A 26,805-nucleotide genomic window follows, 5' to 3' on the forward strand; every position below is an offset into this window, starting at 1 on the left:
CCAGCTTCGCCGCGCGGCGGCCCGGTTTCGTCGGCGCAGGGGCCGGTCCTGGGTGGATTTCGGCCTCCACCCCCGGGTTGACCCAAATCGTGACCTTCGCCGACGAACCTCGACCGGGTGAACGCCGTCTTTACGGGTGTTCAAAGCGGTGATCGAGACACTGGGGGTACCGGATCGTGAAGAGGCTTCTGGCGGGAGCGGCCGCGCTGGCCACCGCCTTCGTGCTGGCTGCCTGCTCCGGTGGCGGGGGTGCGGCCGGCGGGCCGAACGCGGGCGGCGGGGCCGTCGCGGCGGGTGCCGGCGGCGGAGCGCCGACGACGTCGAGCGCCACCCCGACCCCCACGCCCACCACGGCGACGTCGAGTGCGGCTCCGGCCCCGACCACGTCGAAGGCGGCCCCCACCACGACCAAGCCGAAGCCCAAGCCGAAGCCGGCGCCCGCGGAGAACCCGGGCGTGCCGTGCGCGGCGGCAGCCGCGGCATCGGGCACCGCGGCCTGCGTCGACATCTCGTCGCACCAGGCGTGGCTGCTGCAGGGCGGCAAGGTCGTCTACGGGCCGGTGAAGATGCTGCCGGGCCGCAAGAGCAACCCGACTCCGACCGGCACGTTCCACGTGCTGTCGAAGGAAAAGATGCACCTGTCGAAGGAGTTCGACAACGCGGAGATGCCGAACTCGGTGTTCTTCTACCCGGGCGACGCTTTCCACACCGGCAGCCTGTCGGTGTACTCGCACGGCTGCATCCACCTGTCGGCCGCCGCGTCCCTGAAGTTCTTCAACACTTTGCACGTCGGTGACGTCGTGCAGGTGGTCCCGTAACGCGTTACCGGCCAATACGGACAGTAGGTCACAGTCCGATAAATTCACTCTGCCGAGTGCAACTGGCCCCCCTGCTCGGGCGATAAGTGATCGCTTGGGAAGGGGGGCCAAATGGCCTTGCGAAAACTTCGCGCACTCCGTCACGCCTTCGTGGCGGCAGTTTTGACCGGGGCGATGCTGCCCGTCGTGGCCACGGGGGTGGCGACGGCGGCGACAGCGCTCCCGCAGGGGTTCGTGCTGCGGGACACCAGCTCCGGGCTGGGGCAAGAACCACTCACGGACTTCGCGTACCTGCCGGACAACTCGGTGCTCGTCACCGGCAAGAACGGCACCGTCCGCTGGCTGCCGGCCGACGGCTCGGCGGGCCGCTCGCTCACGAAGCTGGCGGTCCGGACCAATGAGGACCTCGGGCTCGTCGGGCTCGCCGTCGCGCCGGACTACGCCACGTCGCACGCGATCTACCTGACGCGGTCGATCAACCAGACCAGCGGCTTCGTCATGCGGATGGCGCGGTTCACGGTCACCGTGGACGCCGCGGGCGCGCCGACCGGGCTGACCGGTGAGCAGTCGCTGTTCGAGGTGCCGGGCATCTTCAACGTCCACGGCATCGACGAGGTCGTCGCGGCCACCGACGGGACGCTCTGGCTGTCCATCGGCGACAACGGCGACTTCACCAAGATGGACCCGGGCTCGTTGCGTGCCCAGGACATCAACCAGCCGTACGGCAAGATCTTCCACCTCGCCGCGGACGGCAAGGGCGTGCCGGCGAACCCGTACTACGACGCGGCCAACCCGGGGTCGACCGCCAGCAAGGTGTTCGCCCGCGGGTTCCGCAACCCGTTCCGCTTCAGCATCGACCAGAACCTCGGCCTGCCGGTCGCCGGTGACGTCGGCTGGAGCACCTGGGAAGAGGTCGACGTCGTGCAGCGCGGCGCGAACCAGGGCTGGCCGTGCTGGGAGGGCAGCCACCCGACCCCGGGCTACAGCGACCTCGCGGAGTGCGCCGGCGTGGCGAACCAGCCGCCGGTGTTCGAATACCAGCACGGCAGCGGTGCGATGCAGGGCAACAGCGTCAGCGGCGGGATCGTCTACAACGGATCCAGCTACCCGGACGCCTACCACGGCTCGTACTTCTTCGGCGACTACGTGACGCACAAGATCTGGACGATGAAGTACGACAAGCAGGGCCAGCTCACGCAGGCCCCGGAGAACCCGCCCGTGTTCACCGACATCGGTGGTCCGGTGAAGTTCGCGGCGGCGCCGAACGGCGACATCGTCTACGCCGACATCCTCTCCGGCAACCTGCGGCGGCTGACCTACTCGGCCAACAACACCGCGCCGGTCGCGAAGGCCACGTCGGTGACCGATCCGGACACCCGCACCGTTTCGTTCGACGGTTCGGCGTCGGTGGACTACGACAAAGACCCGCTGAAGTACGACTGGGACTTCGGCGACGGCAAGACCCTCGTCGACGCGGGGCCGACGGTGTCGCACGCCTACGCGGCGGGCACCGAGGCGTTCACCGCGAAGCTGACCGTCCGGGACCCGCTGGGCGCCGCAGACACGACCAGCATCGCGGTCGCGCCGGGCAACCACACCCCGGTGATCACCCTCACCACGCCGGGTGACACCGCGACGTTCGCGGTCGGCCAGCAGGTTTCGCTGAGCGCCACCGCGACCGACGCCGAGGACGGCGCGCTGCCGATCACCTGGAGCACGACGGTGCGGCACTGCCCGAGCGAGGCGACGTGCCACTCCCACCCGGGCGACGGTGGTACCGGGGCGAGCTTCGCGGCCGCGTTCACCGAGCACCCGGACTCGCGGATGGAGTTCACCGCGACGGTGACCGACAGCGCGGGCGTCACGACGTCCAAGACGTACACGGCGTGGCCGCGCGAGCACCGCATCACCTTGGTCAGCACGCAACCCGCGGCGCTGAGCATCCCGGTCGAAGGCGGTGTCAGCACGGCGATGGTCGCCGAGGGTGCCACCTTCGACGTCAACGCGAGCAAGCTGGCCATCGACGGCGTCTCGACGTTCACCGGCTGGCAGGGTGGTCCGACGGACACGAAGTGGATCATCACCGTCGGCACGACCGACATGACGCTGACGGCGAACTACGCCACGCCGATCGACCAGCGCTACAACGCCGACCCGGCGCTGCAGGCGAAGCTGGGCGCGCCGACGGCGGCCGAAGTCACCGACGGCCCGGTCCACTACCGCGTCTACGCGAACGGCCGGCTGTACTGGAGCGCGGTGGGCGGCACGAAGTTCGTGACCGGCCCGGTGCTCGACAAGTACGTCGCGTTCGGCGGCCACAGCGTCCTCGGCCCGCCGACGTCGGACACCGCGTCCACTCCGGACGGTGTGGCGCAGTACAACCACTTCGTCAACAACGGCAACGTGGGGTCGATCTACTACACGGCCGCGACGGGTGCGCACGCGCTCTACGGTGAGATCCGGAAGAAGTGGGCGGCGCTGGACTACGAGCGTGGTCTGGGCTATCCGACGACCGACGAGGCCGGCACGCCGGACGGGGTGGGCCGCTACAACCACTTCATCAAGGGTGGCAACGTCGGCTCGATCTACTACACCGCCGCGAACGGTGCGCACGCGATCTTCGGTGAGATCCGGAAGAAGTGGGCGGAGTACGGGTACGAGCGCGGCCTCGGCTACCCGACGACCGACGAAGGCGTGACGCCGGACGGGATCGGGCGCTACAACCACTTCAGCCTCGGCCACTCGATCTACTACACGGTGGCGACCGGCGCGCACGCGGTGAAGGGCGAGATCCGCAAGCGCTGGGCGGCCCTCGGGTGGGAGCGGTCCTACCTGCGCTACCCGACGTCGGACGAGTACGTGGTGAACGGGGTGTACCGCAGCGACTTCCAGGGCGGCTACATCACGTTCACGCTCGCGGGCGGGGCCGTCGACCGGCCGTGGTGAAGTAGGCGGTGAAGAAGCGGGCCGTCCCTCGGGGCGGCCCGCTTTTCCGTGTCAGGAACGAAGAGTGGCGGGTGTGGTCCCGGTCGTCGTCAGCGGGAGGCCGAGGGCGACGCGCTCGGTGAGCCACGGGCTCGGCCGGTAGCGCGGGTCGCCGGTGGCCGCGGCGAGGCCGCGCAGGATGCGCAGCACCACGTCGCCGCCGACGAGGTCGCCCCAGGCCAGTGGACCGCGCGGGTAGCCGAGGCCGAGGCGGACCGCCGTGTCGATGTCCGCCGGGGTCGCGAGGTGCTGGCCCGCGATGAAGCACGCCGTGTTCACGATCGAGGCCAGCAGGCGCTGGGCGATCGGGGCGGGCCCGTCGCGCACGACGGTCACCGGATGGCCGGTCGCCGCCAGCGCGCCCCAAGCGGCACGGCCGGCCGCCGGGTCGAGTCCCGGGTGGACGGACATCGTCAGCCGTCGTTCGTAGCCACCGAGCGGATCGACGCCGGTGGCCCGGTCCAGCGGCAGCCCGGCGCGGGTCGCCGCGTCCACTGTGGACTCACCGTAGAGCGGCACGAGCAGTACCGCGTCCGGGTAGGCGTCGGACACCACGTGCACGCCCGCGGACGACAGCGCGCGGGCGAGGTGCTCGTCCGCGGTGAACACCGGGCTCGACGGCTTCGGCGGCGCCGCGGGCTCGTCGGGGGCCTGCTGCTTGCCGTCGACGTAGGAGTAGAACCCTTCGCCGTTCTTCCGCCCGAACAGCCCGGCGGCGACCCGCGGGCGGGTCAGCCAGGACGGGCGCAGCCGCGGGTCGCCGTGGAAGCCGCTCCAGATGCTTTCCAGGACGGCGTGGGAGACGTCGAGGCCGGTGAGGTCGAGCAGTTCGAACGGGCCCAGCTTCAGGCCGAGCACGTCACGGGCGACGCGGTCCACGTCGGCGGGCTCGGCCAGCGCCTCGGCCAGGATCTGCAGCGCTTCGGTGTTCAGCCCGCGGCCGGCGTGGTTGACCAGGAAGCCGGGCGCGTCCTTTGCCAGCACCGGCTCGTGGCCCCAGCTCCGCACCAGCTCGAGCGCCTGGGCGGGCAGCCAGTCGTGCGTGCGCGCACCCGGCACCACCTCGACCAGGCGCATCAGCGGCACCGGGTTGAAGAAGTGCAGCCCGACGAGCCGCCCGGGCTCGGTCAATTCGGCGGCGATCTCGGTGACCGACAGCGAGCTGGTGTTGGTCGCGAACACCGTCTCCTGTGGACAGGCGCGCTCGAGGGCGGCGAACAGGGCCCGCTTGGTCTCGAGGTCCTCCCGCACGGCCTCGACGACGAGATCGACGCCGTCCGCCGGAGCATCGGGCGCGGCCACGGCGACCAACCGGTCCTTCACCGCCTGCGGATCGTCGAGCTTGCCCTTCGCGGCCAGCTTGTCGACCATCCCGCCGACGTACGCGATCGCGTCGTCGACGGCCTCGCGGCGGACGTCGGCCAGCTCCACGGTCACACCCGCGGTCGCGGCCAGCTGGACGATCCCGCGCCCCATCACCCCGGTGCCGATCACCCGGATCCTGCCGACCTTCCCGGCCCACCCCGTCACGTCGCCCGCCTTTCCGTTGGCCTCTGGCGTGACGGTACCGCCTAGAGGCCGACGAACTCGGCCATCCGCTTCGCCGAGTGGGCGAAGAACGCGTCCGCCGGGTCGACGCTGCCGACGTACTGGCCGAACAGGTCGAAGCTGATCGCGCCGAACAGCTGCGTCCAGGCCATCAGCAGCCGGGCCACGGTCTCGGGACCGGCGACGATCCCGAGGGCCTTGGTGAGCGCTTGGGCCTGGTCGCGCAGCTCGGGCGGGACTTCGTCGGCCGCCTGCACCTTGGTGTGCGTGAGCACCTTGACCAGCGCGAGCGCGACCCGCGCCGCCGGGGCGACGGTGTCCTGGGGTGCCTCGTAGCCGGGGATCGGGGAGCCGTAGATGAGCGCGTACTCGTGCGGGTGGGCGCGGGCCCAGTCGCGTGTCGCGTGCCAGATCGCCAGCCAGCGCTCCCGTGGGGGCTCGCCTTCGCCGGGGTCTCCGTTCTCCGCGGCTTCGCCGATCGCGTTGTAGGCGTCGACGATCAGGTCCGTCAGCAGCCGGTCACGGCTCGGGAAGTAGCGGTACAGCGCGGAGGAGACCATGCCCAGCTCGCGGGCCACCGCACGCAGCGACAGCCCGTGCGCGCCGACGTCGGCGAGCTGGCGGCGGGCTTCGTCCTTGATCTCCTGGGTCAGTTCGGCACGGGCGCGTTCACGGGCGGTCCGGGTCGCGGTCATGGTGATCAGTGTGCCACGGGGAGAGCGGCGCACAAAATGGAGAGCAGTGCTCTGGGTGGTGAGCGATGCTCGGGTGTTCCGCCGCTCCTAATCGAGAGCGCTGCTCTTTGGGGCGTCGAGGGACTCGGGCTGCCGCTCGCTGCGCGGGGTCGGACGTGCTTGCCGTGGCGGGTCGGAGGGGGGTTGGCGGCGGCGGGGAGGGGGCGAGGGAGCGGCAGGGGTGGGCGGGTTGGGGGTGAGGGGGTGAGCGGCGAAGGGGTGTGCCGGAGTGCCGCGGAGAGAGCGGTGCGCAAAAGAGAGAGCGGTGCTCTTGACAGTGAGCACCGCTCGAGTGTTAACTGCTCTTAACCGAGAGCACTGCTCTCCCAAACTTCGGAGGACACCATGACCGCCGCCCGCTACATCGAGCCGAAGAAGTCCACCAGCGCCTTCAACGAGATCGTCGCGAAGCTGACCAGGATGGGGGTCAGCGTCTGGGGCAGCCGGGTGCTGACCGTCGTCGGCCGGAAGAGTGGGGAGCCGCGGTCGGTGCCGGTGAACCTGCTCACCGTCGACGGCGTTCGCTACCTCGTCGCCCCGCGGGGCGAGACGCAGTGGGTGCGGAACCTGCGCGTCGCCGGCGAAGGCACGCTCCGCGTCGGGAAGCGCGTCGAGGAGTTCACGTTCCGCGAGCTGGCCGACGACGAGAAGCCGGGCATCCTCCGCGCCTACCTCAAGCGCTGGAAGTTCGAGGTCGGCGTGTTCTTCGACGGCGTCGACGCCAAGGCCTCGGACGAGAAGCTGCGCGAGATCGCGCCGGGCTACCCGATCTTCGAGATCTTCACGAAGTAGGTTTGCGCCGCGTCAGGTTCGCCGCGACCAGGACCACGCCGACCAGGAACGCGGCGAGGCCGATCAGGAACCACAGTTTCTGGCCGGTCATGAAACTGCCGGTGATGACCCCGATGCCCTGCAGCACCCAGACGGCGCCGACCAGCACGAGCACGATCCCGACCGCGAGCGTGATCCAGCGCCTCATCGGCCCAGCTTAGGCGGGCGGCTCGGCCGGCACGAGTTTGTGGCGGTAGGCGTAGACGACGGCGTGCACGCGGTCGGGCAGGCCCAGCTTGCTCAGTACGCGCGACACGTGGGTCTTGACCGTCTCCTCGCCGACGTGCAGCCGCCGCGCGATCTCGGCGTTGCTGCAGGCGTTGGCGATCAGGAGCAGCACTTCGCGTTCGCGGGACGTCAGCCTGGCCAGCTCGGGTGGTTCGGCGGCCGCGGGTTCGAGTACCGACGTGAACTTCGCGACCAGCCGCCGCGTCACCGACGGGTCGATCAGCGCGTCCCCGCGCGCGGCCACCCGCATCGCCGCGACCAGCTCCTCCGGTGCCAGGCTTTTCAGCAAGAACCCGCTCGCCCCGGCGCGCAGCGCGCGGTAGACGTACTCGTCGGCGTCGTAGGTGGTGAGCACCAGGACGCGCGTGTCGTTGCCCGGCGCGGCGAGGATCGCTTCCGTCGCGGCGAGGCCGTCGAGGCGGGGCATCCGGACGTCGAGGACCGCGACGTCCGGGCGGAGCCGCGCGGTCTCGGCGACGGCTTCGCGGCCGTCGGAGGCCTCGCCGACGCAGGTGAAGTCGGGCTGGGTGTCGAGCAGCGCGCGCATCCCGGAGCGGAACATCGCGTGGTCGTCGGCCAGCAGGACGCGGATCATGAGCTCTCCACCGGGAAGGTCGTGCGCAGCTGCCAGTGTTCGCCGGTCTCGCCGTAGGAAACCTGGCCGCCGAACAGGGTGACGCGCTGGCGGATCCCCGCCAGGCCGCGGTGCGCGTGCTCGTTCTGCCGCGGGCGGTCGGGGCGGAGCCCGTTGGTCACCGTGAGCACGACTTCGGTGCGGCCGTGGTTCAGCTCCACCTCGACCGGGCCTTCGCCGTGGCGCAGGGCGTTGGTCAAGGCTTCCTGCGCGATCCGGTACAGGGCGACGTCGAGCGAGCCCGGCAGCTCGCGGGGTTCGCCGCGCAGGGTCAGCCGGGTGGGGAGGCCGGCCGAGCGGACGGTCTCGACCAGCTCGTCGAGGTTGTCCAGGCCGGGTTGTCCGGCGTTGGTGTCCGCGTGCAGGAGGTCGAGGAGCCGCCGGAGGTCGGCCATCGCCGAGCGGCTGGCGGACTCGACGGCGCCGAGGGACTTCCGCACCGGTCCGGCTCCTTCGAGGAGGCCGAGCCGGGCCGCGCCGGCGTGCACGCCGATGGCGCTGACGTGGTGGGAGATGACGTCGTGGAGGTCGCGCGCGATCGTCGTGCGCTCCTCGAGAACGGCCCGCCGCACGGCCTCCTCCTCGTGCTGACGGCGTTCGTCCGCCGCGCGTTCGAGGTCGGCGATGTAGGCGCGGCGGGCGGTCGTGTACCGGCCGACCAGCCACGGCAGGAGCCCGCTGACGCTGACGCTGATGGCGGTCAGCCGCCAGTCGGACGCGGTGCGCCCGCCGCCTTCGACGCAGCCGGCGGTGACACCGGCGAGCAGGGCGAGGAGCGCGAGGACGGCGGGTTTCGGCCGCAGCCAGGCCCCCGCCCGGTAGCCCGCGATCAGGATCCCGGCGTTGTTGCCGACGACGTACCCCTGGCACGTGCAGAGCAGGAGCGGCGAGGTGGCGAAGAGCAAAGCGTGCGCGAGCGCGACCCAGCCGGAATGGCGGGCGGCCCCGGCGAGCGCGGCGTTGACGGCGACGCCGCCGAGCAGCACCGCCCACGCCCGCCAGCCCGCTTCGCCGAGCGGGCCGCGGAGGGCGAACAGGGCGGCGTCGCAGACCACGCAGACGAGCGCCACCAGCAGCGACTGGCGCCTCAGCGACCCCCTGATGTCCGGCACACCCGCAACTGTGCCCTAAGGCGGCGGCGAGGTGGGCGGGAACGCCCCGACGCGGCGGGAGGGGGACGCGGCATCGGGGCGTTCCCTGGCAGGAGGGCTCGGGGCCGTCAGTTCGTGGGGCGGGCCGGGTAGCCGCCGTTGCGGCGCTGGCCCGGCTGGCGCTGGCCTTCGAAGCCCTGGCCCAGCGACGTCGCCGTCGCGGTCTGGCCGTCGACCTTCGCCACCACCGTCACGTTCGCGTCGCCCTGCTTCACGTCGCCCGTCTTCTGGGTCGACGAGTCGATCGTGTACGTCTGCTTGTAGCCGTCCTTGCTGGTCAGCGTCACCGACGTGGCGCTCAGCTCGGTCACGTCGCCGGTCTGCAGGCGCTCGGTCGTGTAGCCGCCGTTCGGGTTCGCCACGACGAAGTCGCCGTGCAGGGCGTCCCGCATCGCCGCCATGCCGCCGCCGAAGCCGCCGCCCGGCATGCCCTGGCCGCGGAACTGGCCGCCGCCCGGGCCGCCGAAGCCGCCGGGGCCCTGCGCGGTGTTGTCCGCGCTGCTGGTGCCGGCCCAGATCGCCGCGCCGCCGCCGGCCGCGATGACCACCGCGATGCCCGCGGCGATCGCCGTCTTCTTGCCGGACCAGCCTTTCTTCGGCGCGGCTGGGGCCGGGTCGCCCCAGTTGGCGGGGGCCGGCTCGCCCTGGGGTGGCGTGGTCGGCGTCGGCTCGGTCGTCATCGTGTCCTCCGGTGGTGCCCGCACTGGTCCCGGTCAGGTTCGCCGCCGAGGCTGTGTTTGAGCTGTGCGCGGCGTCAGCGGGTGCTGTGCCTCGACCGGGGGAACACTCACAGGAAACGCACAGCGAGTGCACAGCGAACACCGACGGTGCGCCGGGAAGGTGGCACCATGACCGCTATGAACGCCACGTCACCCGGCCCCGGCAAGGCCGACCTGCGCCGCGCCGACGGCAGCCCCGTGCGGGTGCTCGTGGTCGACGACGAGGCGACGCTGGCCGAGCTGGTGTCGATGGCCCTGCGGATGGAGGGCTGGGAGGTGCGCAGCGCGGGCGACGGCACGGAGGCCGTCCGGATCGCGCGCGACTTCCGCCCCGACGCCGTCGTCCTGGACGTGATGCTCCCCGACTTCAGCGGTCTCGAAGTCCTGCGGCGCATGCGGTCCGAGGCGCCGAACCTGCCGGTGCTGTTCCTGACGGCGAAGGACGCGGTCGAGGACCGCATCGCCGGGCTGACCGCGGGCGGCGACGACTACGTCACCAAGCCCTTCAGCCTCGAAGAAGTCGCCCTGCGCCTGCGCGCGCTGCTGCGCCGCGCGGGCGGGGTCACCGGCGCGAGCGGGTCGCAGCTGGTCGTCGGCGACCTCACCCTGGACGAGGACAGCCGCGAAGTGCACCGCGGCGGCGACTTGGTGCCGCTGACCGCGACCGAGTTCGAGCTGCTGCGCTACCTCATGCGCAACCCGAAGCGCGTGCTGTCGAAGGCCCAGATCCTGGACCGCGTCTGGAGCTACGACTTCGGCGGGCAGGCCAACATCGTCGAGCTCTACATCTCCTACCTGCGCAAGAAGATCGACGCCGACCGCGAGCCGATGATCCACACCATGCGGGGCGCCGGGTATGTCCTCAAGCCAGCGGGCTGAACCGGAGCGGGCGCGCCGGCCGTGGTCGCTGCGACGACGGCTGATCGTCCAGCTCGCCGCGCTGCTCGCGCTGGTGTGCCTGGTCGTCGGCGTGGTCACGGAGTTCGCGCTGAGCGAGTTCCTCGTCGGTCAGCAGGACAAGCGGCTGGCCGCGGCGAGCGACCGCGCCGCGCACAACGGGGACCGGCCGCCGCCGTGGACCTACGGCGAAGCGCCGCCGCCGGATCCGCTGCGCGTGCTCGGCCAGGGCGAGGGCACGCTCGCCGTCGTCCAGATCGGCTCGCAGGCCTCCGCCGGGGTGCTCGACTCGAGCGTGGCCGGGGCGTCGAAGCGGAAGGCCCCGTTCAAGGACATCCCGAAGGCGCAGGTGCTGGCCCTGCTCGAGGTGCCGTCGGACGGGAAGCAGCGCAGCATCGACCTCGGCGGCAGCCTCGGTGAATACCGCGTCGTCTCGACGACGTCGCCGCGCGGGGAAAAGACGGTCATCGGCCTGCCGCTGAAGGACGTCAACGAGACGCTCTGGCAGCTCGGGTTCATCCTCGGCGGCGTCGCGCTCGCCGGGATCCTGGTGGCGGGCGCGGTCGGCGCGGCGACGATCCGGCGCACGATGAAGCCGCTCGACCGGCTGGCCGCGACCGCGACGCGCGTGTCCGAACTGCCGCTCGACCGCGGCGAAGTCGCGCTGTCCGAACGCGTCCCGGAGACCGACACCGACCCGAACACCGAGGTCGGCAAGGTCGGCTCGGCGCTGAACCGGATGCTGCAGCACGTCGCGAACGCGCTGAGTGCGCGGCACGCGAGCGAGAACCGGGTCCGCCAGTTCGTCGCGGACGCGAGTCACGAACTGCGCACGCCGCTGGCGGCGATCCGCGGCTACGCCGAGCTGACCCGCCGCGGCGGCGAGCACGTGCCGCCGGACGTCGCGTTCGCGATGAGCCGCGTCGAGTCGGAGTCGCGCCGGATGACGACGCTGGTCGAGGACCTGCTGCTGCTCGCGCGCCTCGACTCCGGTCGCCCGGTGGTGCACGAGTGGGTGGACCTGTGCCGCCTGGTGGCCGACGCGGTCGCGGACGCGCACGTCGCCGGTCCGGAGCACAAGTGGCTGATGGACGTCCCCGGCGAGCCGATCGGCGTGCTCGGCGACGCGGGCCAGCTGCACCAGGTCGTGATCAACGTGCTCGCCAACGCGCGCACGCACACCCCGGCGGGCACGACGGTGACGACCACTCTGTCCACTTCGGACGGTACGGTCCGGCTCCGGGTGGCCGACGACGGCCCGGGCATCCCGCCGGACGTTCTCCCGGACGTCTTCGAGCGCTTCGCCCGCGGCGACAATTCGCGGTCACGGGCCGCGGGGAGCACGGGGCTCGGGCTGGCGATCGTGGCCGCGGTGGTCGGCGCGCACGGCGGCCGGGTGGGGGTGCAGAGCCGGCCGGGGCGGACGGAGTTCGAGATCACGTTCCCGGCGGCGCCGGCGCCCGCGTGAGCCGGGCCACGATCGTGGCGGAACCCGGGGCCAGCCGCAGTTCGGTGGCCAGCAGGTCCGGGTGCCGCGCCGGACCGTCACGTCCGGCACGCCGGCGAAGAGCTCCGACGCGGCCGCGTGCCGTGCGGCGTCCCGCTCCACGCTGACCACCGTCGTGCCCGGCCCGGCACCGGCGGCGAGCCAGGCACGATCGGTCGAAACCCGCGCGATGGGCGGCTCGCATCGCGCGGCGCACCAGCTCGGGCAGGTCCGGTTCGAGTGCGTCGTCCGACACGACTCTCCCTCCTCGATCGGGGCGGATACACAGCGCGCGCACAGCTTCGGCACAAGTTCACCACATGCGGCGCCGACACCGTGAGGACCATGACGACCACGCTGCCGGCGCCCGCGGCCGCCCAGCCCGCTCCGGAAACCGCGCGGAAAGCGCGGTGGGTCAAGCCTTCCGTGGGGGCGCTGCTGCTCGGGACCGGGCTGCTCTACCTGTGGGATCTGGCGAAAACGGGCTGGGCCAACGACTTCTACGCGATGGCCGCGCAGGCCGGCACGTGGAGCTGGAAGGCGTTGTTCTTCGGTTCGCTCGACCCCGGCAACGTCGTCACCGTCGACAAACCGCCGTTCTCCCTGTGGATCATGGGGCTGTCCGGACGGATCTTCGGCTTCTCCAGCTGGAGCCTGCTCGTCCCGAACGCGCTCGCCGGCGTCGCGTCGGTGGGGCTGCTGTACCTGGCCGTGCGGCGGCTTTCCGGGCCGGGGGCCGGGTTGCTGGCCGGGGCCGGGCTCGCGCTGACGCCGGTCGCCGCGCTCATGTTCCGCTACGACAACCCCGATGCCTTCCTCGTGCTGCTGCTCGTCGCCGGCGCGTACTGCGTCGTGCGCGCGCTCGAACGCGGGAGCACCGCGTGGCTGCTGCTGGCCGGGGTCGCGATCGGGTTCGGCTTCCTCGACAAGATGCTGCAGGCGTTCCTCGTGCTGCCCGCGTTCGTGCTCGCGTACGCCGTCGCGGCGCCGACGTCGCTCGGGAAGCGGATCTGGCAGCTGTGCGCCGCGGCGGGTGCGGTGCTCGTCTCCGCGGGCTGGTGGATCGCGGTCGTCGCGGTGTGGCCGGCCGCCGACCGGCCCTACATCAGCGGTTCGACCGACAACACCGTGCTGGAACTGGCGTTCGGCTACAACGGGCTCGGCCGGATCTTCGGCGAAGGCCGTGGTGGCGGGGGTGGCGGGACGTTCACGCCGCCCGCCGGGGTGGAGCTGCCCGCCGGCGGCCGCGGCTTCGGTGGCGGCTTCGGCGGTGAGACCGGGCTGACGCGGTTGTTCGGCGGCGAGTTCGGCGGTGAGGCGTCGTGGCTGCTGCCCGCCGCGGTCATCGGGCTGGTCGCGGGCCTGTGGTTCACCCGCCGCGCGCCGCGCACCGACCGGACGCGGGCGGCGCTGCTGCTGTGGGGTGGCTGGCTGGTCGTCACCGCGCTGGTGTTCAGCTACATGAGCGGGATCATCCACCCGTACTACACGGTGGCGCTGGCGCCGGGAGTCGCCGCCACGCTGGGGATTTCCGCGCGGGAGCTGTGGCGCGGCCGGGCGAACTTCGCGGCCCGCGCGGTGCTCGCAGTCATGCTCGCGGTGACCGCGGTGTGGGGTTTCGTGCTCCTCGCGCGCACGCCGGACTGGCAGCCGTGGGTGCGCTACACGCTGCTCGTGCTGAGCGCGGCCGCGGTGTTCGCGCTGCTCTTCGGCGCCGACCGGCTCCGGCGGCTCGGTCCGGTCGTGGCCGTGCTCGGCCTGTGCGGCGCGCTGCTCGGGACGTCGGCGTTCACGCTGGCCACGGCGGCGACCGCGCACTCGGGCGGGACGCCGTCGTCCGGTCCGGCCGCCGCGAGCGGCCGCGGTTTCGGTGGCGGCGCGCGCGGTTTCGGTGGCGGCCAGACCGACTCCGCGGTGATCGACCTGCTGAAGGGCACGACGACGAAGTGGGCCGCGGCGCAGAGCGGCGCGATGGAGTCGGCCGGGCTGGCGCTCGCGAGCGGACGACCGGTGCTCGCGATCGGCGGCTTCAGCGGCAGCGACCCGGCGCCGACGCTGGAGCAGTTCCAGCAGTACGTCGCGAGCGGCGACGTCCACTACTACGTCGCGGGCGGGCGCGGCGGCTTCGGAGGCGGCCGCGGGACCGCCGGCGAGATCCAGACCTGGGTCGAGCAGAACTTCGCGCCGAGCACCGTCGGGGGCACGACCGTTTACGACCTGACAAATTCGATCAATTGATCGAAATTCGAGGTCGTGTTGCATTCGTGTTAACAACCAGGGAATCATTCGCGCCGCCGAGACCGATGCGGTATCGGCGGCGGCGTACACCTGTTCGATTCGCGTCTCAGTCAATGAAACACGGCGAACGGCCGTTCGGCGGCGCGAAGTAGCGCTCGGTGATGATCGCGCCGCGGTGTAACGACCGGGGACTACTGCCCGTGCAATTGCACGCGCCGGACGGGCGTGCAGGATCAAACCTGGCCGGGCGGCCGACAGAAAGTTAGCGGAAGTCGATCTTCGCGAGTTTAGATGTTGCTGGTTAACACGGTCGTTGGTCACTCGTTCGGATGCGCTAGCAGGGCGTTGTGGGGATCTTGTGCTAGTCGCTAGGCTCTCCGCCGGGAGAGGGACAAGGGGTGGTTGACGCGGCACGCTGAGTGTCGTGGTTTCACACCATGGTGGGTAATCCTTGTCTCGCGTTCTCTCGCTATGACCCGATCAGGTGCGGATGGAAGCGAGCAGCGATGACCGTGCGCGGTGGCGCAGCTCGGCCGTACCTGCCTCCTTCTCGTCACGACCCGTAGTCCCGAGCACCGCAATTCCCCCTTTAGGTACGGCACCACTCCACTTCCCCTGCACTCTGGAGTTCGTTGTGATTTCCCGTCCTCGACCCCGTCCGCTGACGGTGCTCCTCACCTTGCTCGCCCTCGTGGGAGTGACCGCGCTCTCCGGCTGCAGCGACAGTTCCGCCACGGGCAGCGGCGGCAAGATCACGCTCGGGTTCAGCGCCTGGCCGGGGTGGTTCCCCTGGCAGGTGGCGCAGGAACAGGGCCTGTTCGCCAAGAACGGCGTGAACGTCGACCTCAAGTACTTCGACAACTACACCGACAGCATCAACGCCCTCTCCAGCGGTGCCATCGACGCCAACAGTCAGACCCTCAACGACACGCTGTCCTCGCTCTCCGGCGGCGCCAAGCTGTCGATCGTGCTGGTGAACGACAACTCCACCGGCAACGACAAGATCATCGCGCGCGACGGCATCACCAGCGTCGCCGACCTCAAGGGCAAGAAGGTCGCCGTCGAGCAGGGCGCGGTCGACCACTACCTGCTGCTGCTCGCGCTGCAGGCGGCGAAGCTGACCGAGAAGGACATCCAGCTCGTCAACCTCCCGACCGACGCCGCGGCGGCCGCGTTCGCCGGCGGCCAGGTCGACGCGGTCGCCGCGTTCGCGCCGTTCACCTCGAAGGCGCTGGAGCGCCCCGGCAGCCGCGCGATCTCGACCTCCGCGGAGTTCCCCGGCGCCATCCCGGACCACCTCGTCACGTCGCAGAAGCTGGTCAAGGACCACCCGAAGGACGTGCAGGCGCTGGTCAACACCTGGTTCGAGACGCTGACCTGGATCAAGAACAACAAGGACGCGGCCGTCGGGATCATGGCCAAGCGCGGCGGCGTCTCCGACGCGGACTACAAGAGCTACGACGCCGGCACCACGATCTTCACGCGCCAGCAGAACCTCGACGCGTTCACCCCCGGCGTCACCGCGCAGCACCTCGACTTCCAGGCGAACAAGATCATCGACTTCATCGTGAACACCGGGCTGGCCCAGCAGCGCCCGACGATCGAGGGGTTGTTCGACGACCAGTTCGTGAAGGCCGCACCGCAGTGACCGGTCCGACCCAGCGCACCACCTCGGCGAGCCCCGCCGACGAGCGGGCCGCCGAGGCACTGGAAGCCGAGCAGCGGCTGGCCGAAGCGCAGGAGTCCAGGCGGGGCCGTCCCGCCTGGACCCCGCTGCCGCGCCGGACCCCGCCGAAGCGGGCCTCGGCGTTGTTTTCCCTGCGCACGCCCATTCCCGCGGGTGCTCGCTGGACGCTGGCGGTGCTGTCGTTCGCGATCCCGTTCCTCGCCTGGGTTGTGCTGAGCGTCAGCGGAGCCGTCGACTCGACGTTCCTGCCGTCGCCGGCCGCCGTGCTCAAGGCCGGGATCGACATGGCGGGCAGCGGCGACCTCTTCGCCGATCTCTGGGCGACCACCCAGCGCGTCCTCGAAGGCTTCGGCCTCGCCGTGCTCGTCTCGGTGCCGCTCGGCATCCTGATGGGCACCTTCGCCGCGGGGCAGGCGTTCTTCGAGCCGCTGATCGGGCTGCTGCGGTACCTGCCGGCGAGCGCCTTCATCCCGCTGCTGATCATCTGGCTCGGCCTCGGCGAGCCGTCGAAGATCGCCATCCTGTTCATCGGGACGGTCTTCTTCAACACCCTGATGACCGCCGACGTCGTCCGCGGCGTGCCGCGCTCACTCCTCGACGTCTCCTACACCCTCGGCGCGCGCCGGGGCGAGGTGCTGCGCAAGGTCGTCGTGCCGCACTCGCTGCCGGGCATGATCGACGCGATCCGGGTCAACGCCGCCGCGGCGTGGAACTTCGTGGTCGTCGCCGAGCTGATCAACTCCTCGGCGGGCCTCGGCTACCGGATCGTCCGCGCGCAGCGGTTCCTGCAGACGGACAAGATCTTCGCGGTGCTCGTGGTCATCGGGATCGCCGGGCTCCTCATCGACGTCCTGCTGCGCCTGCTGCGCACGCGGGTCGGGAAGTGGGCGGCATGACGCTGGAACTGCGGAACGTCGCCAAGGACTACGCCGTCCGCGGCCGGGTGACGCGCGCGCTCGACGGCGTCGACCTCGAGGTGCTGCGCGGTGAGTTCGTCTGCGTCGTCGGCGCGAGCGGCTCCGGCAAGTCGACGCTGCTGTCGCTGGTCGCCGGGCTCGACCGGCCGACCGACGGCGAGATCGTGCTCGACGGCGTCCCGGTGACCGGTCCCGGGCCGGACCGCGGGCTCGTTTTCCAGTCCGGCGCGCTCTACCCGTGGCGCAACGTCGAGAAGAACGTCGCGTTCGGACTCGAGCTGCTGGCGCTCGACGCGGCCGAGCGCGCCGAGCGCGTCGACTGGTACCTCGCCGAAACCGGGCTCGACGGCGTCCGCAAGTCGCTGCCGAAACAGCTGTCGGGCGGGCAGAAGCAGCGCGTCGCGATCGCGCGCGCCCTCGCGTGCGAGCCCGACGTGCTCCTGCTGGACGAACCCTTCGGCGCCTTGGACGTCCAGACCAAAGAGGACATGCAGGTGCTGATCCGCCAGGTGTGGGCCGACACCGGCACGACGGTGCTGATGGTCACCCACGACGTCGAGGAAGCGGTGTTCCTCGGCGGCCGGGTGGTCGTGCTCGCCTCCGACCCGGGGCGGATCGCCGCCGACGTCGAGGTGGAGCTGCCCACCGAACGGGACCTGGCGGTGAAGCGCGAACCGCGGTTCCTCGCGCTGCGCGCCCGGATCGAGGACCTGGTCCGGGAGCAGCACCGGGGCCACGTGAGCCGGGTGGCCGCGGTCGAGTGAGAACGGACAACGGGAAGGTGGCGGGATGAAGCACGGCGGGGCGACCGCGAAACGTGCGGGCGGCGGGGGTTTCCTCGCCCGGCTCGGCATTCGCGGCAAGCTGAACCTGCTGCTCCTGCCACCGCTGGTCGCGGTGGTGCTGGTGTCGGTGCCGTTCGTGCTGACGCAGGCGAGCAGCGCCGTGGCCGCGACGCAGTCGGCGACGGTCGCGCGGCACACCCAGCAGCTCGGCGGCCTGGTCTGGCAGCTGCAGCGCGAGCGGCTGCTGACCGGCGCCTACGTCGCCACCCCGTCGATGGCCGCCGACCAGATGCTGCAGCAGCAGAAGGCGGTGAACGCGGCGGTCGAGAACGTTCGATCGACGCTGGGTGCCGACGCGCCGGACGAGCTGGCCGCCGCGCTGACCCGGGTCGGTTCGCTCAACGAGCTCCGGCAGAACGCGGAGCGCCGCGGCGTCGCGCTCGACAGCGTCGCCCGCACCTACCACGCGCTGATCGGCGCGGTGATCGACTCGCTGCGGCTCGTCCCGCAGCTGACCAGCGACGCCGAGGGCACCCGCGAGCTGACCGCGCTGGAGGCGCTGCTGCGCGCGAACGAGGAGAACTCGTTGCGCGGCATGGCGTTGATCGTGACGGCGGTGTCGCCGGAGGCCGGCCGGTCCATTTTGGACGACGCGACCCAGCAGGCGCCGATCTTCACCGACCGGTTCGTCCAGCAGGCCGACGACGAGGCCGACCGCTCGCAGTCCGCGCTGGTCGTCAACGTCGAGCAGAGCGAAGCGGGCCGCCGGATCAACGACCTCGCCGCCCAGATCGACAACCCCCGCGACGCGGCCGGCACCACCCAGTACGTCGCCGACGTCCTCACCGCGTCGGAAAGCCAGGCGAGTCAGCGGAAACTGGTGCAGGAGCGGGTCACCGGCGAGATCGCCGAGGCGGCGACCGACCGCGCCGACGCCGGCACCCGGCTGGCCTGGACGGTCGGTATCGGCGCCGGCGCGCTGTTCCTGCTGGTCGCGTTCCTCGCCGTCGCGGTCGCCCGCTCGATCGCGCAGCCGCTGCGGCGGCTGACCACGGCGGCGACGTCGGTCGCCGACCTCGCCGGCACCGAGCTCGTCCGCGTGACCGACACCGAAGAGGCCGAGGAGCAGGTCCCGCGGCTGGCCACCATCGACGTCGTCTCCGCCGACGAGCTCGGCAAGCTGGCCGCCGCGTTCAACCGGGTCCAGACCACCGCCGCCGAGCTGGTCGAGCGGCAGGCGCTCACCCGGCGCAACACCAGCCTGATGTTCGCGAACGTCGCCAAGCGCACGCAGAACCTCGTCGGCCGCCAGCTGGCGCTGATCGACGAGGTCGAGCGCAACGAGCAGGACACCCGGCTGCTGGCCAGCCTCTACCGGCTCGACCACCTCTCCACCCGCCTCCGCCGGAACGCCGACAACCTGCTCGTCGTCTCCGGCACCCGCGACGACACCCGCATCGCCGGCCCGATCGAGCTGGCCACGGCGCTGCGCTCGGCGCTCGCCGAAATCGAGGACTACCAGCGGGTGAAGCTCGGCGTCGTCGCCGACATCCTGCTGTCCTCGGCCCTCGGCGCCGACCTGGTGCTGGTGTTCGCCGAGCTGCTGGAGAACGCGACGTCGTTCTCGCCGCCGGGGTCGATGGTCGAGGTGGACACGATGCTCCTCGCCGACGGTTCGTGCCTGGTGAACATCGTCGACCACGGCATCGGCATGACCGCGGAGAAGCTGGCCGAGGAGAACAAGCGGCTCGTCGAGCGCGAACGCCTGGAGCTCGCGCCGACCAGTGTGCTCGGCCTGTTCGTGGTCGGCCGCCTGGCGCGGCGGCACGACCTGGGCGTCGAACTGCTCGCGACGCCCACCACCGGCGGTGTGACCGCGCGGCTGACCATCCCGCCGTCGCTGTTCAGCCACCGCACCGGGCTGCTCCCGAAGACCGAGCCCGTGCCGGCGATCCCGGCGCAGGTCACCCCGAAACCGCGTCCCGCGGAAGCTGCCGCGGTGGCCGCGTCGGCGTCCACTTTGGACGAACCGCGCGTGGTGGCGCGGCCGGCCGAACTGCCGGCGCCGGCGATCCCGGCCCTGCTCGGCAACGGCAACGGCTTCCGCTGGTTCAACCAGCTCGAACCGGTGTGGCCGGACAGCGAACCCGCCGAGCCGCCCGCGCCCGAACCGGAGCCGGAGAGCCGGGGTGGCCTCCGCCGCCGCGTCCGCGGTGCCCAGCTGCCCGACGCGGGCACGACGGCGCCGCCGGCCGAGACCAAGCCGCGCCACGACCCCGACGCGACCAAGCTCGCCATGGACGGCTTCCAGAGCGCGTTCGCCAAGGCCGCCGAGGTCAGCGCGCTGGAGCCCAGCCCCGCACTTTCACGTGAAAGTGCCGACCTGGGCGCGTCGCTTTCACGTGAAAGTGCCGCTTTTTCGCCGGGCGACGGCGCGTCGCTGCCGGTGCGCGTGCCCGGGGAGTCGCCGATGCCCGGTGGCGCGGTGCGCGCCACCCCGCCGGCCGCCGCGGCCCCGCCGACCCGGGACGGCCTGGTCCGCCGCGTCCCCGGTGCCCAGCTCGCCCCCGGCCTGCGCCAGCAGCCCGCGGGGCGGCCGATCGCCCGAGCCGTCGTGAACCGCAGCAAGCGGGACCCGGCGGCCGAGCGAGCGGCGTTCGACGCGTTCGCCGCCGGCCTGGCCAAGGCGGACGTGGTGACGGCAGACAGCCCGCCCCAAGGCGTGGTCGCCGGTCGTGTGATGGAACGAGGAGAAGAGAGCAGGAAATGAGCATCCCCGCACCTGGAGTCAGTGTCGAAGCCCAGAACTTCAACTGGCTGGTGAGCCGCTTCGCGCAGCACACCGCGGGCGCGATCGCCGCCATCGCGGTCTCGGCCGACGGCTTGCTGATCGCGGTGTCCTCGGAGCTCGAGCGCTCCAACGCCGACCGCCTCGCCGCGATCTCCTCCGCCATGCTCGGCCTCGCGCACGGCGTCTCCGAAAGCCACCCGCTCGGCTCGCCGGACAAGGTGATCATCGAGCTGGAGCACGGCTACCTGCTGGTCTGCACCATCAGCATCGGCTGCTCGCTCGGCGTCCTCGCCAACAAGCAGGCGAGCCTCGGCACGATCGCCTACGAGATGGCGATGTTCGCCAACCGCGCCACCGAAGTCCTCACGCCGGGCCTGATCGAGGAGCTCAAGAACACTGTGGGTGCGTGATGACGGAAGAGCCGGACATCTCGCTGCTGCGGCCGTACCTGATGACCTCGGGGCGGGCGCAACCGGTGGACCAGACCCTCGAAATCGAGGCGCAGGTCATGACGTCCCGACTCGGTGCGGCGTCGCACCCGCAGCTCACCTTCGAGCGGCAGGAAATCGTTTCCCTCTGCCGGAGCACGATGTCGGTCGCCGAGGTGGCCGCCATGCTCGGCCTCCACATCGGCGTCGCCCGCGTGCTGGTAGCCGACCTCGCCGAGCTGGGCTACGTCGTCGTCCGGCGCCCGGGGAACCACAACAAGCACGACCTCGGCATGATCGAAAGGGTCATTCGTGGACTCGAAGCCATTCACTGAACCGGCGGCCCGCCCGCCGGCCCCGGTCAAGATCGTCATCGCGGGCGGCTTCGGCGTCGGCAAGACGACGGCCGTCGGCGCCATCTCGGAGATCAAGCCGCTGACGACCGAAGCGGCGATCACGTCGGTGGCGGCTTCGGTGGACCGCACCGGCCACGTCCCGGCCAAGACCACGACGACGGTCGCGCTGGACTTCGGCTGCATCACGATCGACGACGAGGTCAAGCTCTACCTGTTCGGCACGCCCGGCCAGGACCGCTTCGGCTTCATGTGGCAGGACCTGGTCCACGGCGCGCTGGGCGCGCTGGTGATCGTGGACACCCGCCGCATGGACGACTGCTACCCGGCGGTCGACTACTTCGAGAACGCGGGCCTGCCGTTCGTGGTGGCGGTGAACATGTTCGACGGGGCACTGGGGCACAACCTCGAGGACATCCGCTGGGCGCTCGCGGTCAGCGAGGACGTCCCGCTGATCACGTTCGACGCGCGGCAGAAGCTGTCGGTGCGGGACGCGCTGCTGGCGGTGCTGCACAACACGTTCAAGAAGGCCCGGGCCCAGGCGGGCGCGGGGGCCTGAGCGGTATTCGCTACACTGATCCACGGACCCCGCGCGGCGTCCACCCTGTGAACCTCCCCAGGGCCGGAAGGCAGCAAGGATAAGCAGGCTCTGGCGGGTGCGCGGGGTCCCCTTTTTTTCGGCTCCGGCTCTCGGGGCTTCGCCCCTTCGCCGGGCCTTCACTTCGTTCTTCCGCCCGGGGGCCGAGCCCCCGGAGCCCCCACGGTGCCTTACTCGGCGGTTGGGAGCGCTGCCGCCGCTTTGGGGGCACGCCGAACGTCTTGAATGAGTCATTCAGGTCTTCGGAGGTCCTGAATGACTCATTCAAGACGCTGGTGGAATGCTGCGGGCTGGGCGGCGTGACGCGACTTTGCCGGAGGCCTGGGGTCAGAACAGGCCCAGGACGTCTTCCGGGGGCTTCGGGGACGGCGGGGTGTCCGCGTCCGTGATCGGGGCTGCCCGGCCCGCCAGTTTCCGCAGCTCGGCGCCCGACACGCACCGCGCCGGGAAGGCCGCTGACGCGGTGCGCTGGGCGATCTCCGCAGTGGGGAGCCCGGTGGCCGAGGCCGCGAACACCAGGTTGCCGAAGCGGCGGCCCTTCAGGACCGCCGGGTCCGCCAGCACCACGACCTCCGGGAAGACCTCCCGCAGCGTCGCCAGGAAGCGGCGGGCGAAGGGCAGGCCCGAGCCGTCCGTGATGTTGGCCAGGTAGGTGCCCGGGGCGCGCAGGATCTCCGCGATCGCGAGCGTCGCCTCCAGCGTGGCCAGGCCGCCCGCCAGCGTCGCGCGCTCGAACGCGTCGACCACCACCAGGTCCGCCGTGTCCTCGCGGCGGGTGGCCAGGCCCGTCCGGCCGTCGGTGATCCGGACCCGCAGGCCCGGGATCCGCAGGCCCAGCTGGGCGCGGACCAGGTCGACCAGCTCGCCGTCGGCGTCGAACACCAGCTGCCGCGAGCCCGGCCGCGTCGCCGCGACGTACCGCGGGAGGGTGCACGCCGCGCCGCCGATGTGCAGGGCGTCGATCGGTCCCTCGGGCAGCTGGTCGACCACGTCCCCAAACCGCCGGACGTAGTCGAACTCCAGGTTGGCGGGGGTGTCGAGGTCGACGTACGACTGCGCGACCCCGTCCACCGACAGCAGCCAGGCGTTGCCGCGGTCGGCGTCCCGGATCAGCTCCGCGGTCCCGAACCGCACCGGATACCGCCCGGGCAGCGGCCCGGTCTTCCGCGAACGACTCACGAAGTCCGAGGTTATCGGAAACATTCCGCCGGGCCCCGCGATAAGTGAACGGAACGATCATCGATCGAGGGGGTTTTTCCTTGCGTGCGAACGCATTAGCCGCTGCTGTGGCACTCGTCGCCGTCGCTTGGGCGACGCCGGCCGCCGCGGACGTCCTGCCGGACCGGGTCCAGGCCGTCTCGCTGTTCGAGACCGGGGGCCCCGGCGTGAGCCGGGCCGCCGAAGCCGCGCTGCTCGGCTCGGCCGCCGACCTGCAGGCCTTCCTGGCCACCGGCCAGTACCGGGCGAAGGAGACCGACGACCGCGTCCTGGTCAACCAGGCGATGAGCGCGGGCGGCCCGGTCACCAAGCGCGCCGCCCAGCAGGCGCTGGACGGCACGGCCGAGGACATCCGGGCCTTCCTGGCCACCGGACTGGCCCAGGCGCGGATCGCGGACGACCGGATCGCGGTCGGCCAGGCCATGAGCACGGGCGGCCCGACCGTCAACGCCCGCGCGCAGAAGGCGCTCGACGGCACGCCCGCCGACGTCCGCGCCTTCCTCGAGACCGGCCTCCAGCAGGCGCGGGACACCGATGAGCGGATCACCGCCAACCAGGCCCTCGCGGCCGGTGGTCCCGAGGTCAAGGCGGCCGCGCAGACGGCGCTCGACGGCACCCCGGACGACATCCGGTACTTCCTGTCCGTGTGGCGTCAGGTCGCCGCGAACGGCGACAGCGAACTCGCCGGGATCCAGGCGCAGGTCGACTACGGCAAGGCCGCCGCGGCCAACCACAGCGCCATCGGCGTGCGGCTGGCCAGGAGCCGCGCCAAGACCATCGCCTCGGACGCGCGCCAGGCGAACACCGACCGGCTCGCCGGCCAGCGCGCCAAGGCCCAGCAGGACGCGCAGGCCGCGGCCGGTGCGGCCGCCGACGCGGCGCAGCAGGCCCGCGACGCCGCGGCCCGCGCCGCGCAGGCCGAGGCCGACAACGACAAGCTGCTCACCGACGCGGCCGACCCGGCGCTGACCGTGCCGAACGGCCGCCGTGCGTCGGTCTACCTGCTGCGCACCGGCGGCGCCGCGGTGAAGAACGCCGCCCGCGCCGCGCTGAGCGGCTCCGACGACGACGTCGTCGCGTTCGTGCGCGGCGGGCTCGCGGCCGCGCGGGAGAGCGACGACCGTGCCGCCGTTTCGGCGATCGCGGCCGACGCCGGCGCGCGCTCCGGGCTGCGGCAGGCCGCTCGTGACGCGCTGGCCGGGCCGTACTCCGCCGTGGTCGCGCTGCTGCGCACCGGCGACTACCCGGGCCGCGACACCGACGACCGCGTCGAGGTCAACCAGATCATGGCGGCCGGCGGTTCCGCGACGAAGTCGGCGGCCCAGCGGGCGCTGGACGGCACCGTCGCCGACGTCCGCGAGTTCCTCGCCCACGGTCAGTACGCCGCGCACGTGATCGACCTGCGGGTCAAGGTGACGCAGACGCTTTCGGACGGCGCCGAGGTCGACGCCGTCGCGCAGGGCGTCCTCGACGGGCCGGACTCGTTCCTGCAGCCGTACCTGGACGGCGAGCTGGCGAAGGCGCGGGCTCGTGACGCCTTCACCGCGGAGCACGTCGCCAAGGTGAACGCGCTGCTGGCCCAGCTGCCCTGACCCGCACGGCGAAGGTTGTCGGTGGTGCCCGGTACCCTCGCGAGGTGGCTCTCGCGCTGTACCGCAAGTACCGTCCGGCAACCTTCGCCGAGGTCGTCGGGCAGGAGCATGTGACCGATCCCCTCCGCACGGCGCTGTCCGCCGGGCGGATCAACCACGCCTACCTGTTCTCCGGCCCGCGCGGCTGCGGCAAGACGTCGAGCGCGCGCATCATGGCGCGCTCGCTGAACTGCGCCAAGGGCCCGACGCCGGACCCGTGCGGCGAGTGCAACTCCTGCAAGGCGCTCGCGCCCGAGGGGTCGGGCAGCGTCGACGTCACGGAGCTGGACGCAGCGAGCCACGGTGGTGTCGACGACGCCCGCGAGCTGCGGGACAAGGCGTTCTACGCGCCGGCCGAGTCGCGCTACCGCGTGTTCATCATCGACGAGGCGCACATGGTCACCACGCAGGGCTTCAACGCCCTGCTGAAGATCGTGGAAGAGCCGCCGGAACACGTCATCTTCATCTTCGCGACGACCGAGCCGGACAAGGTGCTCACCACCATCCGCTCGCGCACGCACCACTACCCGTTCCGGCTGATCCCGCCGAGCTCGATGCGCGCCCTGCTGGAGCGCAACATCGCCGCGGAGGGCGTCGAGGTCGAGCCGTCGGTGTACCCGCTGGTCATCCGCGCGGGCGGCGGGTCGGCGCGCGACACGCAGTCGGTGCTCGACCAGCTGCTCGCCGGCGCCGGGCCCGAAGGCGTGTCGTACAGCCGCGCGGTGGCGCTGCTGGGCGTCACCGACGTCGCGCTGATCGACGACATGGTGGACGCGCTGGCGACCGAGGACGCCGCGACGGTGTTCGGCACGGTCGAGAAGCTCGCCGAAGCCGGCCACGACCCGCGCCGGTTCGCCACGGACCTGCTCGACCGGCTGCGTGACCTGGTGCTGCTGCGCGCGGTCCCGGATTCCGCGGGCGGGCTGGTGTCCGCGCCGGAGGAGGAACTCTCGCGGATGGTGGCGCAGGCCGAGCGGATCGGCCTGGGGACGTTGTCGCGCTACGCCGACATCGTCCACAATGGACTCCTGGAGATGCGGGGCGCGACCTCCCCCCGGCTCGTGCTGGAGCTGCTGGCCGCCCGGATGCTGCTGCCGTCGGTGACGGACGCGGAGAAGGCGCTGCTGGCCCGCATCGAGCGCCTGGAGCGCCGCGCGACGGCACCGGCCGCCCCGGCCGAGGGCGGCGTCGAGCCGCCGATGCGGGCGGCTCCGGAGCGGGAGTTCTCACGTCCTTCGCAGCGTGCGGGTTCGGCGGGCCCGGCGCCGGTGGCGGAGCCGGTCAAACCGGCTGAACCCGCGCCGGTGGCGCAGCGCCCGGCGGCTCCGGAAGCCGCGCCGGCGGCTTCGAGCGCCGGTGCCGCTCCTGCTTCGGCGGCCGGGTCCGGTGCTGCTCCGGCCTCGGATGGTGGCTGGGGAACGCCGCGCACGCCCGGTGGCGGCACGCCCGCCCCGGCTCCGGAAGCCGCACCCGCACCGGCCGCACCCGCGGCGGAGGGCGCGTTGGACGCCGCCGCGATCCGGAACATCTGGCCGCAGCTCATGACCGCGCTGCGCAAGTTCACCGGCGGCCGCAGCCTCGAAGCGATGCTGACCCAGGCCACGGTTGCGAGCGTCGACGGCCACGCCGTCACGCTCACCCACAAGTCCGAGCCGCTGTCCCGCCGCCTCTCCGACCAGGACAACGCCCGCAAGATCGCCGGCGCCCTGTCCGAGGTCCTCGGCGGCGAGTGGCAGGTCCGCTGCGTCCACGGCAACGCCCCCGCGGCCCCCGCCGCCCGCGCCCAGCAGGCGGCCCCCGCGCCGGAGCGCTCGTTCACGCGCCAGTCCGCCGCGGCCGCGCCGCCCGCCGAAGCCCCGGCCCGGCCGGCGGCCCCGCCCCCGCCCGCACGGCCCAAGGTCGCGACGAGCGAGCCGGACATCCCGCTGCCCCCGGAGCCCTCGGACGAGGACGACGAGGACCTCTACAACGAGGACGCCAGCCCGGCCCCGCCGCCGCCCCCACCCCCGCCGGACCAGGACCCGGACGAGGTGGCCCGCAAGCTCATCTCCGACCACCTCGGCGCCCGCCCCCTGGACTGACCGAAGTCCGTGAATGCCACATCGAGGGACGAAGTGTCCGTGAATGT

The 26,805-nt window shown here is 72.0% G+C and carries 23 protein-coding genes and 1 other RNA gene; 16 read left to right on the forward strand and 8 right to left on the reverse strand.

Features of this window, described 5'->3' with window-relative positions; all coding sequences use genetic code 11:
* The first annotated feature begins 176 nt into the window (after window positions 1-176).
* Window positions 177-818 (forward strand): L,D-transpeptidase family protein, encoded by a 642-nt coding sequence (locus tag H4696_RS36120; RefSeq protein WP_192782714.1) that lies wholly within the window; start codon window positions 177-179, stop codon window positions 816-818.
* A 111-nt stretch (window positions 819-929) separates the two neighbouring features.
* Window positions 930-3,764 (forward strand): PQQ-dependent sugar dehydrogenase, encoded by a 2,835-nt coding sequence (locus H4696_RS36125; protein WP_192782715.1) that lies wholly within the window; start codon window positions 930-932, stop codon window positions 3,762-3,764.
* Between the two features lie 51 nt (window positions 3,765-3,815).
* On the opposite strand, the gene H4696_RS36130 is transcribed toward H4696_RS36125, so the two are convergent.
* Both H4696_RS36130 and H4696_RS36135 read right to left on the reverse strand, forming a co-directional pair.
* Complete coding sequence (locus H4696_RS36130; protein ID WP_086864874.1) at window positions 3,816-5,333, reverse strand: 3-hydroxyacyl-CoA dehydrogenase; 1,518 nt, start codon at window positions 5,331-5,333, stop codon at window positions 3,816-3,818.
* A gap of 41 nt (window positions 5,334-5,374) precedes the next feature.
* Window positions 5,375-6,046 (reverse strand): TetR/AcrR family transcriptional regulator, encoded by a 672-nt coding sequence (locus H4696_RS36135; protein ID WP_192782716.1) that lies wholly within the window; start codon window positions 6,044-6,046, stop codon window positions 5,375-5,377.
* 384 nt (window positions 6,047-6,430) lie between these two features.
* Between H4696_RS36135 and H4696_RS36140 the strand changes: the two genes are divergently transcribed.
* Entirely contained in the window at window positions 6,431-6,877 is a 447-nt protein-coding gene (locus tag H4696_RS36140) for a nitroreductase family deazaflavin-dependent oxidoreductase (RefSeq protein WP_192782717.1), read from the forward strand.
* On the opposite strand, the gene H4696_RS36145 is transcribed toward H4696_RS36140, so the two are convergent.
* From H4696_RS36145 to H4696_RS36160, 4 genes are all read right to left on the reverse strand, one after another.
* Complete coding sequence (locus tag H4696_RS36145; protein WP_086864815.1) at window positions 6,867-7,064, reverse strand: hypothetical protein; 198 nt, start codon at window positions 7,062-7,064, stop codon at window positions 6,867-6,869. The two genes, H4696_RS36140 and H4696_RS36145, sit on opposite strands and share 11 nt — an antisense overlap.
* A 9-nt stretch (window positions 7,065-7,073) precedes the next feature.
* Window positions 7,074-7,739 (reverse strand): response regulator, encoded by a 666-nt coding sequence (locus H4696_RS36150; protein ID WP_086864814.1) that lies wholly within the window; start codon window positions 7,737-7,739, stop codon window positions 7,074-7,076.
* Window positions 7,736-8,890, reverse strand: coding sequence for a histidine kinase (locus H4696_RS36155; RefSeq protein ID WP_192782718.1), 1,155 nt, complete (start codon window positions 8,888-8,890; stop codon window positions 7,736-7,738). The genes H4696_RS36150 and H4696_RS36155 overlap by 4 nt, the downstream gene beginning before the upstream one ends.
* A gap of 107 nt (window positions 8,891-8,997) precedes the next feature.
* The gene (locus tag H4696_RS36160) at window positions 8,998-9,609 is read right to left on the reverse strand and encodes a hypothetical protein (protein WP_192782719.1); all 612 of its coding nucleotides are present in this window, start codon (window positions 9,607-9,609) and stop codon (window positions 8,998-9,000) included.
* 168 nt (window positions 9,610-9,777) lie between these two features.
* Here H4696_RS36160 and H4696_RS36165 point away from each other — a divergent pair, with 168 nt between their 5' ends.
* The gene (locus H4696_RS36165; RefSeq protein WP_086845625.1) at window positions 9,778-10,527 is read left to right on the forward strand and encodes a response regulator transcription factor; all 750 of its coding nucleotides are present in this window, start codon (window positions 9,778-9,780) and stop codon (window positions 10,525-10,527) included.
* Complete coding sequence (locus H4696_RS36170) at window positions 10,505-12,013, forward strand: sensor histidine kinase (protein WP_086862842.1); 1,509 nt, start codon at window positions 10,505-10,507, stop codon at window positions 12,011-12,013. The genes H4696_RS36165 and H4696_RS36170 overlap by 23 nt, the downstream gene beginning before the upstream one ends.
* Here H4696_RS36170 and H4696_RS36175 read toward each other — a convergent pair.
* Window positions 11,982-12,287 carry a hypothetical protein gene (locus H4696_RS36175; protein ID WP_192782720.1) on the reverse strand — a complete coding sequence of 102 codons (306 nt, stop codon included), beginning with the start codon at window positions 12,285-12,287 and terminating at the stop codon, window positions 11,982-11,984. The genes H4696_RS36170 and H4696_RS36175 overlap by 32 nt on opposite strands.
* An 89-nt stretch (window positions 12,288-12,376) precedes the next feature.
* Between H4696_RS36175 and H4696_RS36180 the strand changes: the two genes are divergently transcribed.
* From H4696_RS36180 to ffs, 9 genes are all read left to right on the forward strand, one after another.
* A complete protein-coding gene (locus H4696_RS36180; RefSeq protein WP_225955892.1) occupies window positions 12,377-14,269 on the forward strand; it encodes a glycosyltransferase family 39 protein in 1,893 nt (630 codons plus the stop codon).
* 679 nt (window positions 14,270-14,948) lie between these two features.
* Window positions 14,949-15,917 (forward strand): ABC transporter substrate-binding protein, encoded by a 969-nt coding sequence (locus H4696_RS36185; protein ID WP_086861821.1) that lies wholly within the window; start codon window positions 14,949-14,951, stop codon window positions 15,915-15,917.
* Complete coding sequence (locus H4696_RS36190) at window positions 15,914-16,852, forward strand: ABC transporter permease (protein ID WP_086861819.1); 939 nt, start codon at window positions 15,914-15,916, stop codon at window positions 16,850-16,852. The genes H4696_RS36185 and H4696_RS36190 overlap by 4 nt, the downstream gene beginning before the upstream one ends.
* The gene (locus tag H4696_RS36195; RefSeq protein WP_086861820.1) at window positions 16,849-17,637 is read left to right on the forward strand and encodes an ABC transporter ATP-binding protein; all 789 of its coding nucleotides are present in this window, start codon (window positions 16,849-16,851) and stop codon (window positions 17,635-17,637) included. The genes H4696_RS36190 and H4696_RS36195 overlap by 4 nt, the downstream gene beginning before the upstream one ends.
* 25 nt (window positions 17,638-17,662) lie before the next feature.
* Window positions 17,663-20,428 carry a sensor histidine kinase gene (locus H4696_RS36200; RefSeq protein ID WP_086861818.1) on the forward strand — a complete coding sequence of 922 codons (2,766 nt, stop codon included), beginning with the start codon at window positions 17,663-17,665 and terminating at the stop codon, window positions 20,426-20,428.
* Window positions 20,425-20,859, forward strand: a complete 435-nt coding sequence (locus H4696_RS36205) for a roadblock/LC7 domain-containing protein (RefSeq protein ID WP_086861817.1) — start codon at window positions 20,425-20,427, stop codon at window positions 20,857-20,859. The genes H4696_RS36200 and H4696_RS36205 overlap by 4 nt, the downstream gene beginning before the upstream one ends.
* The gene (locus tag H4696_RS36210; RefSeq protein ID WP_086861816.1) at window positions 20,859-21,212 is read left to right on the forward strand and encodes a DUF742 domain-containing protein; all 354 of its coding nucleotides are present in this window, start codon (window positions 20,859-20,861) and stop codon (window positions 21,210-21,212) included. The genes H4696_RS36205 and H4696_RS36210 overlap by 1 nt, the downstream gene beginning before the upstream one ends.
* Window positions 21,190-21,789 (forward strand): GTP-binding protein, encoded by a 600-nt coding sequence (locus tag H4696_RS36215; protein WP_086861815.1) that lies wholly within the window; start codon window positions 21,190-21,192, stop codon window positions 21,787-21,789. The genes H4696_RS36210 and H4696_RS36215 overlap by 23 nt, the downstream gene beginning before the upstream one ends.
* 21 nt (window positions 21,790-21,810) lie before the next feature.
* Window positions 21,811-21,905: signal recognition particle sRNA small type (gene ffs, locus H4696_RS36220), an RNA gene on the forward strand.
* Window positions 21,906-22,155: 250 nt separating this feature from the next.
* Here the strand turns inward: ffs and H4696_RS36225 are convergent.
* The gene (locus H4696_RS36225) at window positions 22,156-23,031 is read right to left on the reverse strand and encodes a spermidine synthase (protein ID WP_192782722.1); all 876 of its coding nucleotides are present in this window, start codon (window positions 23,029-23,031) and stop codon (window positions 22,156-22,158) included.
* 83 nt (window positions 23,032-23,114) lie between these two features.
* Here H4696_RS36225 and H4696_RS36230 point away from each other — a divergent pair, with 83 nt between their 5' ends.
* Window positions 23,115-24,638: an ALF repeat-containing protein gene (locus H4696_RS36230; protein ID WP_338078709.1), complete on the forward strand. Its 1,524-nt coding sequence runs from the start codon at window positions 23,115-23,117 to the stop codon at window positions 24,636-24,638.
* Between the two features lie 44 nt (window positions 24,639-24,682).
* Window positions 24,683-26,758: a DNA polymerase III subunit gamma and tau gene (locus tag H4696_RS36235; RefSeq protein ID WP_192782724.1), complete on the forward strand. Its 2,076-nt coding sequence runs from the start codon at window positions 24,683-24,685 to the stop codon at window positions 26,756-26,758.
* Window positions 26,759-26,805: the final 47 nt, after the last annotated feature.

This window comes from Amycolatopsis lexingtonensis, from assembly GCF_014873755.1.
GTDB lineage: Bacteria > Actinomycetota > Actinomycetes > Mycobacteriales > Pseudonocardiaceae > Amycolatopsis > Amycolatopsis lexingtonensis.

Excerpts from the sequence above, each read along its gene's own strand:
- H4696_RS36135 (WP_192782716.1), bottom strand. The coding sequence starts at position 6,046 with ATGACCGCGACCCGGACCGCCCGTGAACGCGCCCGTGCCGAACTGACC.
- H4696_RS36170 (WP_086862842.1), top strand. The coding sequence starts at position 10,505 with ATGTCCTCAAGCCAGCGGGCTGAACCGGAGCGGGCGCGCCGGCCGTGG.
- H4696_RS36125 (WP_192782715.1), top strand. The coding sequence starts at position 930 with ATGGCCTTGCGAAAACTTCGCGCACTCCGTCACGCCTTCGTGGCGGCA.
- H4696_RS36200 (WP_086861818.1), top strand. The coding sequence starts at position 17,663 with ATGAAGCACGGCGGGGCGACCGCGAAACGTGCGGGCGGCGGGGGTTTC.
- H4696_RS36180 (WP_225955892.1), top strand. The coding sequence starts at position 12,377 with ATGACGACCACGCTGCCGGCGCCCGCGGCCGCCCAGCCCGCTCCGGAA.
- H4696_RS36165 (WP_086845625.1), top strand. The coding sequence starts at position 9,778 with ATGACCGCTATGAACGCCACGTCACCCGGCCCCGGCAAGGCCGACCTG.
- H4696_RS36210 (WP_086861816.1), top strand. The coding sequence starts at position 20,859 with ATGACGGAAGAGCCGGACATCTCGCTGCTGCGGCCGTACCTGATGACC.
- H4696_RS36225 (WP_192782722.1), bottom strand. The coding sequence starts at position 23,031 with ATGTTTCCGATAACCTCGGACTTCGTGAGTCGTTCGCGGAAGACCGGG.
- H4696_RS36150 (WP_086864814.1), bottom strand. The coding sequence starts at position 7,739 with ATGATCCGCGTCCTGCTGGCCGACGACCACGCGATGTTCCGCTCCGGG.
- H4696_RS36140 (WP_192782717.1), top strand. The coding sequence starts at position 6,431 with ATGACCGCCGCCCGCTACATCGAGCCGAAGAAGTCCACCAGCGCCTTC.
- H4696_RS36205 (WP_086861817.1), top strand. The coding sequence starts at position 20,425 with ATGAGCATCCCCGCACCTGGAGTCAGTGTCGAAGCCCAGAACTTCAAC.
- H4696_RS36195 (WP_086861820.1), top strand. The coding sequence starts at position 16,849 with ATGACGCTGGAACTGCGGAACGTCGCCAAGGACTACGCCGTCCGCGGC.
- H4696_RS36145 (WP_086864815.1), bottom strand. The coding sequence starts at position 7,064 with ATGAGGCGCTGGATCACGCTCGCGGTCGGGATCGTGCTCGTGCTGGTC.
- H4696_RS36160 (WP_192782719.1), bottom strand. The coding sequence starts at position 9,609 with ATGACGACCGAGCCGACGCCGACCACGCCACCCCAGGGCGAGCCGGCC.